We start from the raw sequence: 18,391 nt of genomic DNA, 5'->3' as shown, positions 1-18,391 counted from the left end.
CCTATTTACCAACAGGAACAGTCACAGCTTCCTGAATATCTTTCAAGACTTGTTGGCGTTCACTGTGATCGCGATTACTAGCGTGCTTTAATAGCAATCGATGCCCAAAAACTGGCTCCAACACTCGTTTAAAATCATCTGGTACACAATAATCCCGACCATCCGTTACGGCATAGGCTTTCGCTGCTTGAACAAAGGCTAAAGAGCCTCGAGGACTGATACCTACTCTGACATTTCCATGGGTGCGACTTTCTCTCACCAAGGAAATAGCGTACTCATAAAGACGGAGATCCACATAAACTGATTTGACTAATTCTCTTAAAGCTAGCACTTCTTGAATACTCATTACCCCTTCAGTTTGAGATAACCTCGCTTGAGGGTTCTCACCGGATACTAAAGCAATCTCTTGCTGATGAGTCGGATATCCTATGCTTAACCGGAATAAAAATCGATCTAGCTGGGCTTCTGGTAAGGGATAGGTTCCTTCATAATCCGTCGGGTTCTGAGTGGCTAAAACGAAGAATAAGGGGCTTAAGGGATAGGTTCGCCCGTCCATTGTCAGTTGTTGCTCTGACATCGCTTCTAGCAAAGCCGCTTGGCTACGAGGCGTTGTGCGGTTAATTTCATCGGCTAATAATATGTCTGTGAAGATGGGACCTGGTTTAAACTCAAACTCCTGAGTATTTTTATCAAAAATAGAGATTCCTACAATATCTGATGGCAATAAGTCCGGCGTAAACTGAACCCGGTTCACTTGACACTGAATGCTTTTTCCCAATGTTTTTGCAAACATCGTTTTACCAACACCGGGAATATCTTCAAATAGTACATGCCCTTCTGCCAGTAATGCCGTCACGGCTAGCTGAATTACTTGGCGTTTTCCAACGATTACTTTTTCAATCTCTGTCATTAATTGATCAATTTTTATTTTGGCTTCCCCTATACTTAACTTATCCAATAAACAACCTCCTTCATTCGCTATATCTAAAACATTTTGTGCACCATCATTTTTTACTTACTCTCTATTCTATAGATAACTCCCTCAAACATCAATCAGGAGTCTCTTTTTTTAAACTAATTTAACGTTCTTTTACTAAAAAATGAAAAGCATTTCCCTTTAGAGAAAATAATCCACTAGGAAAGACTATCGCCTGTTTCATTTTACTGCTGGTAAAGGTATAATAAAGGAAGTCTAGCCAATTGACTATTACTGATTTAATTGGCCTGTCAAAAAAGTCTGGTTTGATGGTTTGTTTAAAATAACTCGAACCAAAAAACCTTATCACTAGGAGGAGTATGAATGAAGTACGTCATCGACGATTTTAATATGACTGAAACCGCGTTTTGGAATTCCATTATCTTCACAACGATTATTGCGATAATTGGTGTAGTCATCGCTGTTGGTCTAAGTTATCTTGTCATAAAAAAAATCTCGGCTAAAAATCTTGAACAATTAACAGAATTGAGCGATAAAACGATTGATGCCCAAAGGGAACTTAACAAGCAGCAATTAGCCAAACAGGAAACTCTCAATAGCAGTCAAACTCATTTACAAACAGAATTACTTAAACAAAATGAACAACTGACAAACAACCAATTATCAGCCTCATTAAAAGCTCAAGCACAAATTGAATGGGTCACCGATGTTCGCAAATTGGTAGCTGATTACATTACAGCAACCACTAGCTTATCACAAACCTTAGCCAGTCTTTATGCCGGCCATAAAATTTTAACAGACTCAGAAAATCGTGCTATCGATCGTGGCTACGATTTGGAAACAATCGCCATCGATGCTTATTCACCAATGATTTTACAGCGTTACCAAAATGATCGAGATAACTATGCTACAAGTAAAGGCCTTTACGATCGCCAGCAAGGTGTCATTATTGAATTAGCTACTCGCTTAAATCTCTTTTTTGGTAATAACCCTGATCATGAGGAATTACGAGGAAAAATTCGTTGGTTCCTCAAAGCTGAACGGGATTTTTTCAAGTTCATTGAAGAAGCAGACGATCTGTCCGCAGTTAAATTAAGCCGTCAATATACTAATAATATAGATGACCTTAGCGAAAGCTTCCGCCGTCACTTCCATAAGGTTTTACATAACCCATTAACATAGCTTAGCAAGCAGATCGAGTCCTCGGTCTGCTTTTTTTGACAAAATAAAAAACAGTCCAAGATGACTGTTAATTATTTTTTTTCAATTATTCCGCTTTATGATTGACGACTGTCATCACTTCATCAAAAAGCAAATGAGCTTCTTTTTTCGTCTCCGCCAAATCACGGTAAAGTGCTTTAAGATTATCGCTAAAGTCTGTCTTAGGTTGAGGCATAACAGATTTCTCAGTCACTGTTTCAGGCTCTTCACTTACTGCTTCTCGATCAAACCTCTCGATGGACCCAAGTTTAACTACGCTTTGATCTTCATTTTTGACAACTTTCTCTTTCTCAACGACTTTATTATTCAGATTGGGTGTCACCTGTTCAGCTTGTGGCTGAAGGGTCACATTAGATTTCTGAGCCTTGGCAAGCTGTTCGGCATGCTTCTTAGCTTCTTCAACTTGTTGAGCAACCTGAACTTCCAACTGCTCGTTATAATCAACATAATAATCTAACTTAGTCGTCGCGACTTCAAGTTCTTCTTCTAAGCGAGCAATCTCTAGACTCTCATCAGTAACCTTCACATTGCCATCAGGTGTGTCATTTTTGATGTGCTTTAACAACTGTGTTTTCGTCCGCTCTAACTCAACCTCTAGTTCCGCAATCCGTTTTGACTCGTCAGTATTTCCCTGTAGTTTACCATGAAGCTGGCTAACTTTTTCAGATTCAACCGTGAGCTGTTTTTGTAATAACTCATTTGCCGCTTCCATGTTCTGGTAATATTGAATTTGCTTACGATCAATTTCTCGTTGAAGTTCAATCGCTTCTTTTTCTCGTCGCAATTCAATAAATTGAGCCTTGAGTAGCTCACTCTCTTTGGTTTTACTTTTTTTCAATAATTCAACCTGAGTTTTTAAGGCATCCACTCGATTATTTAGCTCTTCTTCAACTGACTCTTCCCTGACTGCCGTTCCTGATGGCAATTTTGCCGGCGCTTTTGTCGGTTTAATCGGTGTCAGTTTTGTGACCGATGGGGTGATTGGTGTAACTTTCGTCTCTTTCCCCTTTGTCGATCTAACCTCAGTTTTTTTCTTTGCTTTCACTGGCCTTCTATCGGTTTCTTTTACTGATGATTCATCTACGGAATCAGACAACTCTTCTTCATCAAAGTCAGCATAGTAATAATAATTGCTATTCTTTAGTTTCTTTAATAGTTCGAACAACCCTATCCACCTACTTTTACAAATTAATTTACCACTAGCTCTTGGCCAACAACAACCACACTTTGAGAGAATTGATTTAATTCAATCAAATGAGCTACACTGATATTGTGTTTTTTGGCAATATCAGTTATCGTTTCATTTTCCTTCACTACATAGGTATCCTTAAGGTTTAACTTTTCAAACACCAAATTTTTCTTTACATTTTCTGCTTTAAAATCTTTTTTCCCAGCATCAAAATCAGTCAAATTGTACAATTCAATGATCACGTTTAAATTTTGCGCATACTGTAGGTCTTCCGCGTATCGACTGGTTAAAAAAGCTGTAGCCGATCGATAATTAATCGTCTTACTATTCCATGCGCCGGCATAAAACTCGGGAGCCGTTGCAATCCCGTCCTTGATTAAGCCCACGTAATCATTAATAGAATCTTCATAGGAAGGGTATTTGCGATATTCAGTAAATACTTCTGCATAGTCGTTAATTTGATTATCTGACCATTTCACAAACTCATCTTGAAATCTACCCTTTATTGAAAATAAATTGTTGACTGACGGCTGACAGAGTTGCCCTCTGCCAAAATCCGAGGCTAAGAGCGCTTGGGCAATCATGACTGATGCGTATAAATCATTTTTCTCAGCCACTTCTGACGCCTTGTCTCCAATCGCCTTGATTAAACCAAGAGCTTCATCGTCCTTGGTTTCCTCAGCCATAACGGGTCCTACTGCGACACCAAAACATAAGATAAAAGCTAATAGAGAAATAACATAGTTAACTAGTTTCTTAATTCCCACAGTAGAACGCCTCCTGATTTTAATTAAATTTTGAAATCAATTTCAGACATTTTAGATAATCGTTCAAGTAGTTCTTTATACAATCCATTGACACTGTCTTGGGATGATTTAATCTCATCTGAAATCGTATTAGCTTTATTGCCGATATCGAATAACTCTTGTCTTGCTGTTTCAATATTGACTGTGATACTTTCCTCAGCGTCAGCAATCATGCGCGCAGCTTGTTGTTTAGCAACTAGCATCACTTCGCCAATGCCTTGTTGTGATCGAGCTGACTCTTCACGTAATTGTTGATTGGCCAACATTAATTCATTGATTTTTTTCTTACTTTGAACCAAATCTTCTTGTGATGAAGAGACTGACAATTGGCTTAACTCAGTTTCCAAGCTGTTAATTTTCATTTTAGCCAAAGAAAGTTCATCTGATAAATCAGAATTAACAGCACTTTCACCCACTGGAATATTGTTTACGATTTGTTCTAATTCCGCAATTTTAGAATTTTTCTCACTAACTTCACGTTCTTTCGCTAATAAAGCACGCTCTTTTTCAGCAATGGTCTGTTCTTTTTGCATAATGGCCACTTCTTTTTCTGCCACTTCAGCCGCTAAACGTTCAGCTTGTGAGTTATCCACTGGTGCTTGCTGAGCCGTTTTAAGCTGACTCACTTCTTTTTCTTTGTCAGAAAACTTTTGTTCCCAATCTTCATTTTCGCTAATTGTTTTGCTTAACAGTTCTTCAGAATAAGAATTTTTAAATTTTTCACTTTCCAGTTCCAATTTAACCTGCTCTAATTCTGCTTGTAATTCTTGAATATTTTCCATAGTAAATCTACTCCCCTAAATTTCAACATTTTTATTTTTTGATCGCATCTTTCAAAACGCCATCTTCTTGATAATACAACTGACTTACTTTCTGATACTCTCCCTTATCATTATAATAAGTAAAAGTAAAATCAACAATTGATATCTGTGGAACTTTATTTAAATCTGCTATTAACGAAGGCAAATTCTCCTGAGCTTTAGTAAATTGCTCAATTGTTAAACCAACAGCAAAAATTGATAGCGTTAATGAAGTTCCCCTAATTATTGTAACATTATTTTCGCCAATATACGGCATTAATTTTTTAGAAAGCGCAATTTCATAGTCAAGCTGTGTCCCCGATTCATTTTTCAGCACATTTTCCCAAGAAAATTGACTGATATCCCATGAATCTCCCTTGTATTTCTTTAATTCATCATCCTTAGATATGGATGTGCTACTATCTTTTTTTTTTTCGATGGAGATTTGCTCTTTAATCGTGTTCGTATCATTCTTGACTGACATTAAGTTGAATAAGATAAACGACACCACTATCACAAAAGCAATCAAAACAAACACCGCCACATTCGAGACTTTGTGCTTTTGAATTTGGCGACGTTGATTTAATGCCTTTAACTCTTTCCGATCCTTTGGCGGTTCAATCGTGAAGTAGTCTATGTATACAAGATATTCGCGTATCAGATAAATTGATAACACAATTATAAAGACAATTAATACAATTGTAACGATTGAAAATGTCATGTCTTTCTCCTTGCATTGATATATTCTTGTTTACGTTAGTCTTGTTTCCCGGCTGCTACATATCCTTCAACCGTTGACAGCAAGGTATCGACTTGACGATCGAAACGAGCTTTCAGCTCTTCCACACGACCTTGTAATTCACGTTCTTCAATTAGAAGCTCATCGCCCTTAATTTTCGCATAGATATCTGCATCATTTTTAACTGAAGAGGCATAAATTTCCGTTTCCGTTTTACTCTTGCGTGCATAACTATCAGCATCTCGCTTAAGGCGTTCAGCATAAATTTCCGCTTCTTCACGAATTTGTTTCGCAATGGCTTTCGCCTCATCTTTTTTATTCATAATGAGGGTTTCAACACCCGCTTCATTGTATGCTTCATCTGCTTCACGCTCCTTTTGAGACTGGTAGCGATCCGCTTCCTGTTTCTTATTACGGGCATAATCCTCAGCAGCTGATTTAACTTCATCTGCATAAATTTCCGCTTCTGATTTTTTCGTTTGATAATAGGCATTAACTTGTTTTTCTGTGTGATCAATCTCTTTTTTCTTAGTTGTGACATAGTTATCGGCTTCTAATTTAACTTTTCGACTGTAAATATCAATTTCATCTAACTTACTTGTTAATTGGTCATCCACTCGCTCTTTACTTAAATCAATTTCTTGTTGAATACGCTGAGCATAACGATCCGCTTCAGCTTTCACTTTTTCCGCATAGCTGTCTGCCTCAACTTGAAGCGCCTCGGTTTGTGATTGAGTTCGTGTTTCCAAGTTAATAATATCTTTAGTTTTCGATTCTGCATACGTATCGGCTTCACGCTTCACTTTTTCCGCATAGTCCTCAGCTTCTGCTTGTTTAATTTTCAGTAACTGATTGGTTTCTTCTTGACGGGTTTCCATGTCTTGGCGCTGCTCTGCAACATAGTCTTCAGCCTCGGCTTTCAATTCCGCAATCTGCCCTTCTGCTGCAGCTACTTTCGCTTGCAAATCTTCTGTCAATTCTGTTTCAGTCATGGCAGCCTGACGTTGCTTGGATTCCAAGTAACTATCGGCTTCCGCTTTAATCCGACTTGCATAAAGTTCAGCATCGGATTGTTTCATTTGCAGTTGTCCCATAATATCTTGTTTGGCAAGTTCGGCTTCTTTGGCCTTCCGTTCTGCATAGCGATCTGCTTCTGTCTTAACTTTACGTGCATAGGAATCAGCTTCCGCTTTTTCATTTTGAATCTCAATTGCCAATTCAATTTCACGGTCACTTAAGGCTTTTTTCTCCGTCACTAATTGGCCCTTCTCGTGTTCAATTTGATCTTCGATTTCTTCTTTTTTAGCCATCAGACTGATTAATTGCGTGCTTAGCTCACTTTCGCTCTTGGCAATTTCCTCATTTTTTGTTCTGGCATAACGATTAGCCTCTGAACGCACTCGATCCGCATAAGCATCGACTTCTTCTTGCTTAGCTAACAATTGAAGCATGGTGTCGCTATCTTTTTTCTCAATTTCTTTGGTTTTGTTTTCTACGTATTGATTGGCTTCTGTTTTAACTTTCTCAGCATAATCATCTGCTTTTGCACGTTTCTCGTTAAGGCTGTTAACCACGTCATTTTCACGTTGGTCACTTTCTTTTTTCTTACGATCGACATACTGATCGGCCTCTGTCTTAACTTTTTCAGCATAAGCTTCGACTTCTGCTTGCTTCTCATCCAATTCAGAAAAAACTTCCACTTCTTTTTGCTCAATTTCTTGGCGTTTTTCAGTCACATACAGATTGGTTTCATCTTTAAGCGCCTTGAGTTGTTCTTCAACGGCTAAACGCTCTTCAGTCAAGCGCTGGTTTTGAGCCGTTTCCTGCTCCGCCAATTGACGTTGGTAATCTGCAGCGTAAGCATCTGCCTCTGCTTTGATTTTTTGACTGTATTCCTTTGCTTCCGCTTTTTCAAGAGCCGTTGCCTCTTCAAGAGCCGCTTTAGCTTGAGCAATTTCTTGCTGATTGCGGGTCGTGTGCTCAGCTACTTCCGCTAGTAATTGACTAGCATGAGCCTCAGCCTCTTGATTTTTTTTATTAATTTCCGCTTCTGTTTGAGCCAATCTTGCTGCAATTTCTGTTTCAGTTTGTTTCAATTTAGCTGCAATCTCTGCTTGTTGCTCTTCTGCATAAGCATCTGCTGCTTCTTTAATAGCCATTCCCTGGGCATCTGCCTTAGCCAATTTTTGTTGACGCTCTTCTTCAAACGTGGCTTGGAGAGTTTCCAATTCAACTTGTTTGGTCTTAGCATACTTATTAGCCGCAGTTTTGGTTTCTTCCCCGTAAGCCTCTGCCTCTGCTTTCAATTGTACCACAGCAGCTTTTTGCTCCGTCACATAAACATCCGCATCTGTTTTCACATTTTGGACATACTCTTCGGCAAGCGCTCTTTGCTCTTGGAAGGCTATTTCACGCTCTGTTTCACGAGAGGCAATAATAGCCTCCTGCTCAGTAACATAGGCATCTGCAGCTTGACGTTTCTCTTTATCATAATCGTCGGCTTCCACTTGCGTTTCCAAAGCTTCGGCTTCAATCTTAGCTTGATAATTATCAACATCTTGTTTAATTTTCTCAGCATAGGCTTCTGCGTCATTTTGTAATTTTTGGTATCCAGCATCTCGTTCGGCTTGACCAGCATTCGCTTCTTCAACTAATTTAGCAGCATACTCCTCTGCTTCTGTTCTAATAGCGATAGCTTTCGCCTCTGCTTCATTCTCCAAGTGACGGAAAGCCACTTCTCGCTCAGCGTGATCCTGTTCAACTTTCGCAGTTAAACTTTGGACATGTTGATCTGTCTCACGACGAGTTTGTTGGGCATACGTATCGGCTTCCTCTTTGATCTTGCGATAATTAGCTTCACGCTCCGCTTGCTCAGCGTCGACTTTAGCAACAAGATTTTCTGCATATTGCTCCGCTTCTGCTCTTACCTTAGTTACATAAGCATTGGCTTCCTCTTCTTGCTGACGTTGTTTCAACTGGAAGTCAGCTTCGGCCGCTTTAGCTTTCGTTGTCACTGTCGATGCGTACTGATCTGCCGCCCCTTTTACTTTCAAGGCATAAGTATCGGCTTCTGCTCTAATCGCCTGATAACCGGCATCCCGTTGTGCTTGCCCTTCATCAGCTACCTTCACAATGTTTTCCGCATATTCTTTTGCTTCGGCTCTAATTCCTTCTGCTTCCAAATCAACTTGTTGTTTGATTCTTTCGGCCTCAGAATTAGCTTGCTCCTTCAACTGCTGAACATAGTGTTCTGCTTCAGCAAGTTGAGCTTTTGCTTGAGCTTGGCTACTATCCGCTTCTGCTCTTAACCGTTGAACATACTCGTCAGCTTCACTTTTCAGCTTAACAGCTAACTCATGGGCGTCTGCTTTAACCCGCTCTCCATATGAATCGACTTCTGCCTGCTTAATTAGATGTGCACTATCACTCTTTGCTTGCTCTTCTGCTACTGCTTGTTTTAGCTTATCAGCCTCAACCTTAGCCTCATCTTTAATCAACTGGGCTTCAGCAACTGCTTTGGCCAATTCAGCCTGGTAATTAGCTTCCCGTTCCGCTTGACCTTGATCGGCAACAGCAATTAAATTTTCAGCATAAGAGGCTGCCTCTGCCTTTATTTTAGTGGCTTCATCTTTCACCTTTTGAACTCTAGCTTCCGCTTCAATTAACTGATTTTTAAAGTCGGTATCAAACTCTTCACGACTTTTGCTTGCAGCCATCCTCGTAGTCTCGGCGTATTGTTCTGCATCACGTCTTAACTCATCTGCCACAGCTTGGGCTTCAGCCAATTTGGCTTCCACATCGGTTTTAACGGTTAATTGTTCTTGAATAGCCGATGCTTTAATCGCATCTGCTTCTGTTTGAGCATCTGCTAATTTTGATTTGACCAAACTGTCGACATTCTCACGATCTTGAGATGCCATCATTTTGGTTTCTTCAGCATATTGCTCTGCTTCACGGCGAATCTTTTCAGCGTAGTCCTCTGCTTCATGCAGCTTGGCTTTAAAGGTTGCATCTAATTCTTCGGTGCTCTGTGACGCAGCTAACTTAGTAAATTCAGCATATTCATCAGCTTCCGTCTTGACTTTAATGACATACGCTTCGGCATCGGCTTGATTTTTTTGTATGTGACTAGCAATCTCCGCACGCTTTGTCTCAGCGTACTGGTCTGCATCGGCTTTAATTTTATGTGCCAACGCGTCAATTTCCAGTTTACGTTCATTAATACTGGCAATTTCTTTAGCTAATTGAGCTTCTGCCTCAGAGGTGGCTGAGCTTTTAGCTTCTGCAATAATGCGTTCACCGTCACGTTCCGCTTCTAAGCGGGCACTTGTAATAATTTGTTGGGCATTGTTTTTAGCCGCCAATAAATAAACGCCAATCATTTCATCAACACTCTTGTCCTCAACTAGGGCACTTTTCACTAAATTAATCACATCGCCCGTTGCATTGAAATTGCGATGAGCATCAATTATTTCTGTTGGAGACAATTCTGCCGATTGAATCTGACTGGAGTAATCCAAATATTTACTAACTTCAGCCATAAGCAACTGATTGTTCTCCGCAAATCGCTTCTGCTGCAACGCTAATTTATGATTCTCTAACTTTATCTTTGAAAATTCTTCAAATAGAACATTGAAGTTTTTCTGTAGTTCTGTATGTAGCTTGTCTTGTTGCTCATTATTGCCCACCATAGTTTCATATTCCTTTCCATCCACGCTAAAATAACTCCCTCTTATTTAGTAGCGTCTGTTTTTGCACCAGTCGAACTACCTTTTCTACTTCTGCCTCTACTCTTTATCTATTTACTACACGAAACACGTTTTTTTGTATATAAGCTATCAGTTTATCTATTGAATAAAAAAAAATAACGTTCCGTCGCAAGACCCCTTGAAACACCTCAGGCATTTTGCCAGAATCTTACACCTTACAATATTATACAATAAATGACCCTCTGTTGCAAAGTTAAAAAAAACTAAGACGCTTTGTTAGAATAAGGATTCTAGCCATTACGCCTCAACCTTACCATCACATTAAAAACACTCCTTTATTAAACGGTTTAAGACACACTTTCCAAGTAAGAGTTTACTAACAGATTTATTTAATTCGTCAACAAAAAAAGACCGATATCCAACAGAAGTTGCCTTCTGTTAAATACCGATCTTCGAATAGTTAATTGGAGTTAAAGCCAATATGTCTATTTAACTAATAGGAATTAGTCTTTAGTGATGTTAGTTGCTTGAAGTCCACGTTGACCTTCTTCAACATCGAAAGTCACTGCTTGACCTTCTTCTAAAGTTTTGAATCCTTCACCTTGGATTGCTGAGAAATGTGCGAACACATCAGAGCCGTCCTCTTGAGTGATGAAACCGAAACCTTTGTCTGCGTTAAACCATTTTACTGTTCCTTGAGCCATGTTGTTTTCCTCCTTTTGCGCATTGCGCTTATTAATTGCAATAAATGTCGATGCTACATAAGAGGTGTTTCAATACACAAGAAATGTAAAATACCCTTTATTAGTTTTATCAAACATATTACTTTTAAAGTATAACCCATAATGAAGGACTTGTAAACTGAATTATGAAAGTTATTTTAATTATTCATTAATATTTTAATAATCGAGCTATTTAAGACATATTTTAGCAAAGTGATGGATCATAACAATTGACGCCAATCAGCGATCTTAACAGTATTTTCCTCTCTTACTGGAAACAAAAGACTATCTAACACAGTACTTTTACTTTTCAGGAAGCCTTTTCTAAAAACTACCAAAATCAACAAGACTAATTTTTATTGGAAACACTTTTTTTAATTTACGCTTCGTTAGTCACTATTTGTTCAGAAGCAAAATTATGACACAGTGTAAATGCCAGCTAGAGAATGAATCCATTGCCCAAATAAGGAACGACCATGAGATGCCCAAGTCTTGATTGGTTCCAGATCAACTTGATTGTTTGGGTAATAACCTTGTGGAAAGGGCGCCTCTGAATCACTGACAAGGTCTCGTTGGTATTCTAAATTTAGCGTATCTCGCTCGTATTCAGCATGACCAAATACAAAGGTTTCTCGACCGCTGCGATTGGTGACTAAGTATAACCCCGCTTCTGTGGAGTCCGCTACATTCACCAAATCGGGATGAGTTAACACTTGTGTTTGATCAACCGTTGTATAGCGTGAATGGGGAGCTTTAAAAGATGCTGACAAGTGCTTAAAAATCGGATGATTCTTCACACGTAACTGGTGATCAAAAACTCCGACTACTTTATTCCTTAGAGTCAGCTTATCAATTTGGTAATAATGATAAAGAGCCGCTTGAGCTCCCCAGCAAATAGCTAGTATCGGAATGTCTTTTTCACGGATCACACTCAGGGTCTCGCACAGTTCGGGCCAATAGTCCACTTGATCAAAAGCCAGTTGTTCCACAGGCGCCCCCGTCACAATCACACCGTCAACCACCCGTTCCTTAATTAAAGAAAAAGGAAAATAATCACGGGCAAGCAAATCTGGTAAGACCTTGTTTTCGTAGTGACTTTCTGGATAGAGCAACAGAACCTCTACTTGTTCATTACCAGCTGTCACCAATTCGGTCAATTGATTAGCAGTCGCTTCCTTTGTGGGCATTAAATTTAAAATAGCAATCGTAAGTCCTTTTTTTGTCATGATTAAGGGCTCCTTTGTCTGTTCGTTAGCTCAATTTAGCAAGACTTTGAGCGATGTCTCCAATGATATCTTCCGCTTCTTCAATTCCTACTGATAAACGAATTAAATCTGCCGTTACGCCACTGGCCGCTTGCTGTTCTGCCGACAACTGGCGATGAGTTGTGCTAGCTGGATGAATCACAGAACTGCGAATATCCGCACAGTGAGTCACTAGCTTAATCAAATCCAATTGATTGATAAATGATTTGGCAGCTTCTGCGCCACCTTTAACACCAAAGGAGACCATGCCGCTTGCCCCTTTTGGTAAATATTTTTGCCCCAATTCATACTGGGAGTCAGTCTTCAATCCTGGGTATTTAACAAAAGTTACCACCTCTTGCTGGCTTAGCCACTCAGCCACAGCCAAGGCATTACTGGAATGTTTTTGGCAACGCAAGTCCAAGGTCTCTGACCCTAAATTAGTTAAGTACGCATTAAATGGATTTTGGATGTTCCCTAAATCACGGACAATTTGAACCCGTAGTTTAGTAGTGTAAGCCCCTTGACCGAAATCAGCCACATAGCGAACCCCGTGATAACTTTCATCTGGTTCAACTAACTCAGGGTATTTGCCATTGTCCCAATTAAACTTACCTCCATCCACAACGATGCCGCCGACGGCACTAGCATGTCCATCAATGTATTTCGACGTAGAATGAACCACAATATCTGCCCCCAATTCTAAGGGGTTGATCAAGGCAGGCCCCGTTAGTGAGCTATCGATAATCAGAGGTACATCCAAGGTCTTAGCTACTTTACTGATTTTCTCAAAATCCAGAACTTCAATACTAGGATTTGAAACAGTCTCAGCAAAAACCAGTTTAGTCGTTTCATCAGCCAATGCACTGATCTCTTCAGCAGAGGCATTTTGATCAAAGAAGATGGTCTTAATCCCAAACTTTGGTAAGTTGGCAATAAACAAGTTAGTCGTTCCACCATAAATTTGATTTGAACTAAGAATCGTATCTCCCGCTTGGGCAATGTTCACAATACTATTAAAAATAGCGGCCATCCCAGAAGCCGTTGCAACTGCCCCAACGCCACCTTCCAATAAGGCGATCTTCTCTTCAAAACTAGCAACCGTAGGATTACTGATTCTTGAATATAAATGACCAGCAGCTTGTAGATTAAACAAAGCCGCCGTATCCTCGGCCGTTTCATAGGCATAAGTCGTACTTTGGTACAGCGGTAACACTCGCGTTCCACCTTGTTCTGGTTGATAGGTCCCTTGGACTGCAATGGTTCCTTTACCATATCCGTTTACTTTATCTGTCATTATCATTTCCTCCTCATAATGGTTACATTCACTATTCTTTATTTTTGCCTTGTCATACCTAAAGACCAAACCTTAAAATGAAAATAAAAAACGCTCGTCCTTTAACAAGCTCTGTCAAGAGTTTGTTAAAGGACGAGCGCGATAATGTCATCGAGTCGTGTTACCACCTTCATTTGGCGAAGCTTCGCAGCTCCTCCCTTTTCAAGTACAGTGAAAAACATTCAGTATACCCTATCGCTATAACAGGCGAAACCTGTAGGACCTGTTGACATTGTCAAGTCAGTCACTAAACTCCGAGGCCATCTTCACTAGCCTTTGAATTACCTCCTTTCACCAAACAGAGGCTCTCTAAAAATTCAACAACTAATTACTATTCTCATCAACGTTTACCATTTATTATGAATGATATTAGCATAACGGATTAAAATAAAAAAAGCAAGCTTAAAATGAATTTTTCTCTCATTTAATTAAAAGATTTCTCATTTTCCCTTAATTTTCAGCTAACCAGGAAAGGGCCATACCTACATGAGTTGCAACACCATAAGGCATAATCGCTTCATTAAATACGACTTTCGGATGGTGGACTGGATACGCCTCTTGATGTCGTGAATCGGCAGCACCTAACCAAAAAGTAACAGTTGGCACTTCGTGACTCACATAAGAAAAATCTTCCGAACCCATAATCACTGACATCCTAGGAACCTCAGATAACAACACAGTTTTTTCTTCACCCACTAAGTGAGGAATCACCTTTTGCGCATGGGCAACTAATGCTTCATCATTAGTTAAAGTTGGTGCCCCAGCCAAGAAAAGAACTTCTCCCTGACAGCGATAAGTTTCAGAAATCAGCTCAACAATCTGCTTCATCCGTTCCCTGATTTCTACTCGCATCTCATCATTATACGTTCGCAAAGTCCCTTTGAGGACAGCATGTTCTGGAATAACATTCGACGTATTACCAGAGTGAAACTCCCCAACGGTTAAGGCCACTAAAGCATCTGCTGGCAATTCTCTGGCTTGAATCTCCATTAAAGACAGTAAGATATTCGCAGCAGGAATCAGTGGGTCCAAGGCACGTTCAGGTGTAGATCCATGGCCATTTTTTCCGTGAACATGAATTTCAAACCAATCGCAAGACGCCATGGTTTTTCCCAAATCAGAAATGATCACTGTTCCATCGGCAATCTGAAAGCCCGGAAAAACATGAATCATACTGCCAGCATCTACATGGGGATTTTCCAGCGCCCCAGCTTTAATCATGTCATCTGCCCCTAACATCACTTCTTCAGCTGGTTGGAACATCAACTTAACCGTTCCTTTGATTTCTTTTTCGTGAGCTTTTAACAATTTCGCTGCCCCCAGAAGCATCGTCGTATGCATGTCGTGACCGCAGGCGTGCATCTTATCATTGGTTGAACTGAAGGGCAAACCCGTGTCCTCCACAATCGGTAAGGCATCCATATCTCCCCGCAGTAAAAAGGTTTTACCACCTTTTCCAATAGTGGCAATGACCCCTGCTCTCCCACACCGCTCAGGCTGATACCCCATTTCAGTTAATTTTTCCATAACAAACGGCACTGTTTGTTTAAGGTCAAATTCAACTTCTGGATGACGGTGCAACTGCCGCCGGTTTTCAATCATCTCCTCCTGAAAAGCCTCTGCTTCTTGTAATAAATTTTCCCAATTTTGATTCATCCTCTTCTCCCTTTCTTAACAGCTTTTACAATTAGTTTCTACACTTCAATTGTAAGGGGTTACTACACCAAGAGTATCATCTCCTTTTCTAAATATAGACAGTTTCAATATAAGCTGCTTCCAGCCTAAAAATATCGTTCGACCCTTGAACGATATTTTTTTGGAAAGTGACTTAGTCAGCAAAATAAAACTTAACTTGCTATAATAAGAGAAACCACAGACATCGCCAATCTAATCCGCCCAACTTTCAACGGCTGGTCAAAGGATAAGCTGCCACAACATAAAATAGGAGGTAATGATAATGAATGCATTTGGCTTTAACTCGTATGGTCCACCGACAGTCCTTGAAATCTTAAGGGTACCGCAACCAGAACTGAAAGCAAACCAAGTCTTACTAAAAAATTTAGGGTTTGGACTGAATCCCTATGATGCCGCTTTACGAGCCGGTGATCATCTCGCCGATCGCACACTTAACTTTCCTTTTATCCCTGGAAGCGATGCTGTTGGTCAGGTCATTCAAATAGGCTCTGAGGTCGACAACCAATTATTAAATCAAGTCGTGATTGCTCATCCCTTTAGTGGTGGCTACGGGGAAGAACTTGTCATTTCTGCCAAAAAAATCATTTCTAAACCTGTGTCGATGAGTTTAGCTGAAGCTGCTGGTTTCAGCACCGTTGCCACCATCGCCTATCACGCTTTGATTACCACCGCACAAATTAAAAAAGGAGAAACTTTGATTATTCAAGGGGCCAGTGGCAGTGTTGGCAGTCTTGCCGCTCAGATTGCCAAAGCCAATGGGCTTTATGTCATCGGCGTTGGCAATAGTCGAAATCGACAAATGATGAGAGAATTAGGAATCGATGAGGTCGTGGCCTATGATCAAGAGGACGTGGCACAAGTTTTAGCCAAACGAGGAGATGTTGTTTTAGATGCCTCTCTTCAAGGAAGAGCCAGTCATGTTGGCTTGAGAGTTCTAAATGATGGGGGCCGATATCTCTTTTTAAATCAAGCTCCCGATTTAGCCAACGCAGTCACCTTGCTACCCATCGTCTATGGAAAAGATTTACCAGCCCTGAGTTACCTTTGCAATCTTTATTCAAATGGACAGCTTAAATTACCTGAAACCATCAGCCACAAAGCGACTTTAGAGAATCTAATTGCTGGTCACCAGGCTTTATTAACTAAAAAGGAACGTGGCAAACTGGTTTTTCTCTATGAGTAACTCCTCCGAAAAACATTAACACCAGTAACAAGTCCGTGAACCTCGTTAATTAAAAACTAGCTCCAACCGCTCAAAATGAGCAATCTGGGATATAAAGTCGTTTTGTTTCCTCATTGGACAACTCGTCATAGATAAACACATGCTCTGGGCACTACGCAGACTTCGATACCTTAACTATTGCAAGTTTACTTGCCTAGAAGTTTAGTGCGTAGAGACAAAAGACATCAAAGAGCGCAAACTTTTGGAGCGAGTCTATCGTACGATGTTCGTAAAAGTATCGGAGGCTAGGACCATTGTCCAGCCTCTTTCCTACGATTAGTCACTTATTAAGGTCAATTCAGGGATAGCCTCTAAGACTTCATCAAAGTCACATATGTCTTCGATTTGTACAAAGCCCTTTACCTTAGACTGGTAAACTTTCTCAACCACAAAAGCTGCTACTTTACCAGTGACAAAAGCTTCATTATGACCTGTCACTGTTAATTGAACCTTTTTCCCAGACTCCTCGGTAGCAGTTACTTGAACATAAAATACATCGGTCCCTAGAACCCCTTTACTCATAAGCCTTTTCGCCATCTGGTTAACCTTAGGCCGTGCCAATAACGTTAACAAATTCAACCGCTGTAAGCCGTGAAAAAATTGAGTCACCCACTTCACATCAAATCCTAAGTAGGTCTTGATATTTTTTGACGGCCAACGATCCCTCAAACTATGTTGATCAGAAAAATTGAAACTGTAAACAGGTGTTTTTTTTCGATTGAATTCAAACGAGCTTTTTTCCCCAAAAGCCTGAACTAGCTCCAATTGATTTTTTAATGGGTAACGATCACTGAGATGAGCTAGCGTCCAGTCAATCGCCGCCTCACCATGTTGATCGGCTAATCCAAGTATGACCTTAATTGACATCTCATCAAAATCAGCTAATTCCTTCATCAATTTTGCCGCCATTAAGTTAGTAATACCTGGCGCAATCCCCACACTGTAGACTAATCCAGTTTCCGACTCAATGGTTTCCGCTGCCAGTTTATGATAAAAAGCTGCATTCGCTGAAACGTCTACATAATCGATTCCCATTTTCTGACAAAATAAGGCAAAATCAACCCTCTGCTGGTCAATGCAAACTACTACTAATGAAATATTTTCAAACTGCTTCTTCTTGGCAGGTTGTTGAATATCAAAGGCCATTAGCTCAACAGACAAACCTGACTGTTCCTTAAAGACTTCTAGCCTTCCTAAATCGCGACCGGCTAACACCAACCGGTCTTCATAACGCCTTGCTAAAGTCTTCGTAATGACACTCCCCACATGGCCGTGTCCTCCAATAATCAATATCTTATTCCTCATGACCGTCTCCTTCTACTTTCAATTGGTGAGCTAATACCTGGTTCAGTATACCTAAACCTTTATTAAATGCGTCTATTTCTAGCTCTGACAAATTTTGGCTAAGTGCCTCATTAAACTGTTGATGAACCCGTTGATGCTCCCTAAAAACCAATTCACCTAAAGGAGTCAAACTTAAATAAGCGGCTCGCTTGTCTTCTGGATTTTCCTCTCTTTCAATCCACTCTTCCTTGCTTAATTTTGATAATAACTGGGAGATACCTCCCTTGGTAATATTCAACTGCTGACTAAGTTCCTTGCTTGTGACCTTTCCTTCCAAGCCGATTTGTTCGATAAGATGGAACTCACTCGGTGAGACTTGACCAACCCCCGGAATATGCCGAGGTGTTCGCTCTAGCTCTCGTAACTGTTGAAAGATACCACCTAATAGTGATGTCTGTTTATTTATTTGCATAAAAGTAGTTTAGCA

The 18,391-nt window shown here is 40.2% G+C and carries 14 protein-coding genes and 1 other annotated feature; of the genes, 2 read left to right on the top strand and 12 right to left on the bottom strand.

Annotation, left to right across the window (positions count from 1 at the left end; all coding sequences use genetic code 11):
- Position 1: 1 nt before the first annotated feature.
- The gene (locus RWN13_RS12650) at positions 2-910 is read right to left on the bottom strand and encodes an AAA family ATPase (protein ID WP_399553666.1); all 909 of its coding nucleotides are present in this window, start codon (positions 908-910) and stop codon (positions 2-4) included.
- A 390-nt stretch (positions 911-1,300) separates the two neighbouring features.
- Here RWN13_RS12650 and RWN13_RS12645 point away from each other — a divergent pair, with 390 nt between their 5' ends.
- Complete coding sequence (locus RWN13_RS12645) at positions 1,301-2,119, top strand: hypothetical protein (RefSeq protein WP_314064100.1); 819 nt, start codon at positions 1,301-1,303, stop codon at positions 2,117-2,119.
- Between the two features lie 85 nt (positions 2,120-2,204).
- Here the strand turns inward: RWN13_RS12645 and RWN13_RS12640 are convergent, their stop codons facing one another.
- From RWN13_RS12640 to RWN13_RS12600, 9 genes are all read right to left on the bottom strand, one after another.
- A complete protein-coding gene (locus RWN13_RS12640; RefSeq protein ID WP_314064098.1) occupies positions 2,205-3,323 on the bottom strand; it encodes a hypothetical protein in 1,119 nt (372 codons plus the stop codon).
- Between the two features lie 23 nt (positions 3,324-3,346).
- Complete coding sequence (locus RWN13_RS12635; protein ID WP_314064095.1) at positions 3,347-4,114, bottom strand: glucosaminidase domain-containing protein; 768 nt, start codon at positions 4,112-4,114, stop codon at positions 3,347-3,349.
- Positions 4,115-4,137: 23 nt separating this feature from the next.
- The gene (locus RWN13_RS12630; protein WP_314064092.1) at positions 4,138-4,935 is read right to left on the bottom strand and encodes a hypothetical protein; all 798 of its coding nucleotides are present in this window, start codon (positions 4,933-4,935) and stop codon (positions 4,138-4,140) included.
- Positions 4,936-4,966: 31 nt separating this feature from the next.
- Complete coding sequence (locus RWN13_RS12625) at positions 4,967-5,674, bottom strand: hypothetical protein (protein WP_314064091.1); 708 nt, start codon at positions 5,672-5,674, stop codon at positions 4,967-4,969.
- 35 nt (positions 5,675-5,709) lie between these two features.
- A complete protein-coding gene (locus tag RWN13_RS12620) occupies positions 5,710-10,407 on the bottom strand; it encodes a hypothetical protein (protein WP_314064087.1) in 4,698 nt (1,565 codons plus the stop codon).
- 497 nt (positions 10,408-10,904) lie between these two features.
- Positions 10,905-11,105, bottom strand: coding sequence for a cold-shock protein (locus RWN13_RS12615; RefSeq protein ID WP_209531854.1), 201 nt, complete (start codon positions 11,103-11,105; stop codon positions 10,905-10,907).
- Between the two features lie 434 nt (positions 11,106-11,539).
- Positions 11,540-12,349 (bottom strand): homoserine O-succinyltransferase, encoded by an 810-nt coding sequence (locus RWN13_RS12610; protein ID WP_314064084.1) that lies wholly within the window; start codon positions 12,347-12,349, stop codon positions 11,540-11,542.
- A gap of 25 nt (positions 12,350-12,374) precedes the next feature.
- Positions 12,375-13,664: an O-acetylhomoserine aminocarboxypropyltransferase/cysteine synthase family protein gene (locus RWN13_RS12605; protein WP_314064081.1), complete on the bottom strand. Its 1,290-nt coding sequence runs from the start codon at positions 13,662-13,664 to the stop codon at positions 12,375-12,377.
- A 125-nt stretch (positions 13,665-13,789) separates the two neighbouring features.
- Positions 13,790-14,056, bottom strand: a binding site (T-box leader).
- Positions 14,057-14,153: 97 nt separating this feature from the next.
- On the bottom strand, positions 14,154-15,359 hold the full coding sequence (locus RWN13_RS12600; protein ID WP_314064079.1) for a M20 family metallopeptidase: 1,206 nt from the start codon (positions 15,357-15,359) through the stop codon (positions 14,154-14,156).
- A gap of 301 nt (positions 15,360-15,660) precedes the next feature.
- On the opposite strand from RWN13_RS12600, the gene RWN13_RS12595 reads away from it, so the two are divergent.
- Complete coding sequence (locus RWN13_RS12595) at positions 15,661-16,581, top strand: NADP-dependent oxidoreductase (protein ID WP_314064078.1); 921 nt, start codon at positions 15,661-15,663, stop codon at positions 16,579-16,581.
- A 315-nt stretch (positions 16,582-16,896) separates the two neighbouring features.
- Here the strand turns inward: RWN13_RS12595 and RWN13_RS12590 are convergent, their stop codons facing one another.
- Together RWN13_RS12590 and RWN13_RS12585 are read right to left on the bottom strand one after the other, a co-directional pair.
- Positions 16,897-17,925, bottom strand: a complete 1,029-nt coding sequence (locus tag RWN13_RS12590) for a saccharopine dehydrogenase NADP-binding domain-containing protein (protein WP_314064076.1) — start codon at positions 17,923-17,925, stop codon at positions 16,897-16,899.
- Complete coding sequence (locus RWN13_RS12585) at positions 17,915-18,376, bottom strand: MarR family transcriptional regulator (protein WP_314064073.1); 462 nt, start codon at positions 18,374-18,376, stop codon at positions 17,915-17,917. The genes RWN13_RS12590 and RWN13_RS12585 overlap by 11 nt, the downstream gene beginning before the upstream one ends.
- Positions 18,377-18,391: the final 15 nt, after the last annotated feature.

Origin of the sequence: uncultured Vagococcus sp., assembly GCF_963518325.1 — a bacterium.
Classification (GTDB): domain Bacteria; phylum Bacillota; class Bacilli; order Lactobacillales; family Vagococcaceae; genus Vagococcus_D.
The sequence above is the reverse complement of the archived record's forward strand: the minus strand, read 5'-3'. Positions and strand labels throughout refer to the sequence as shown.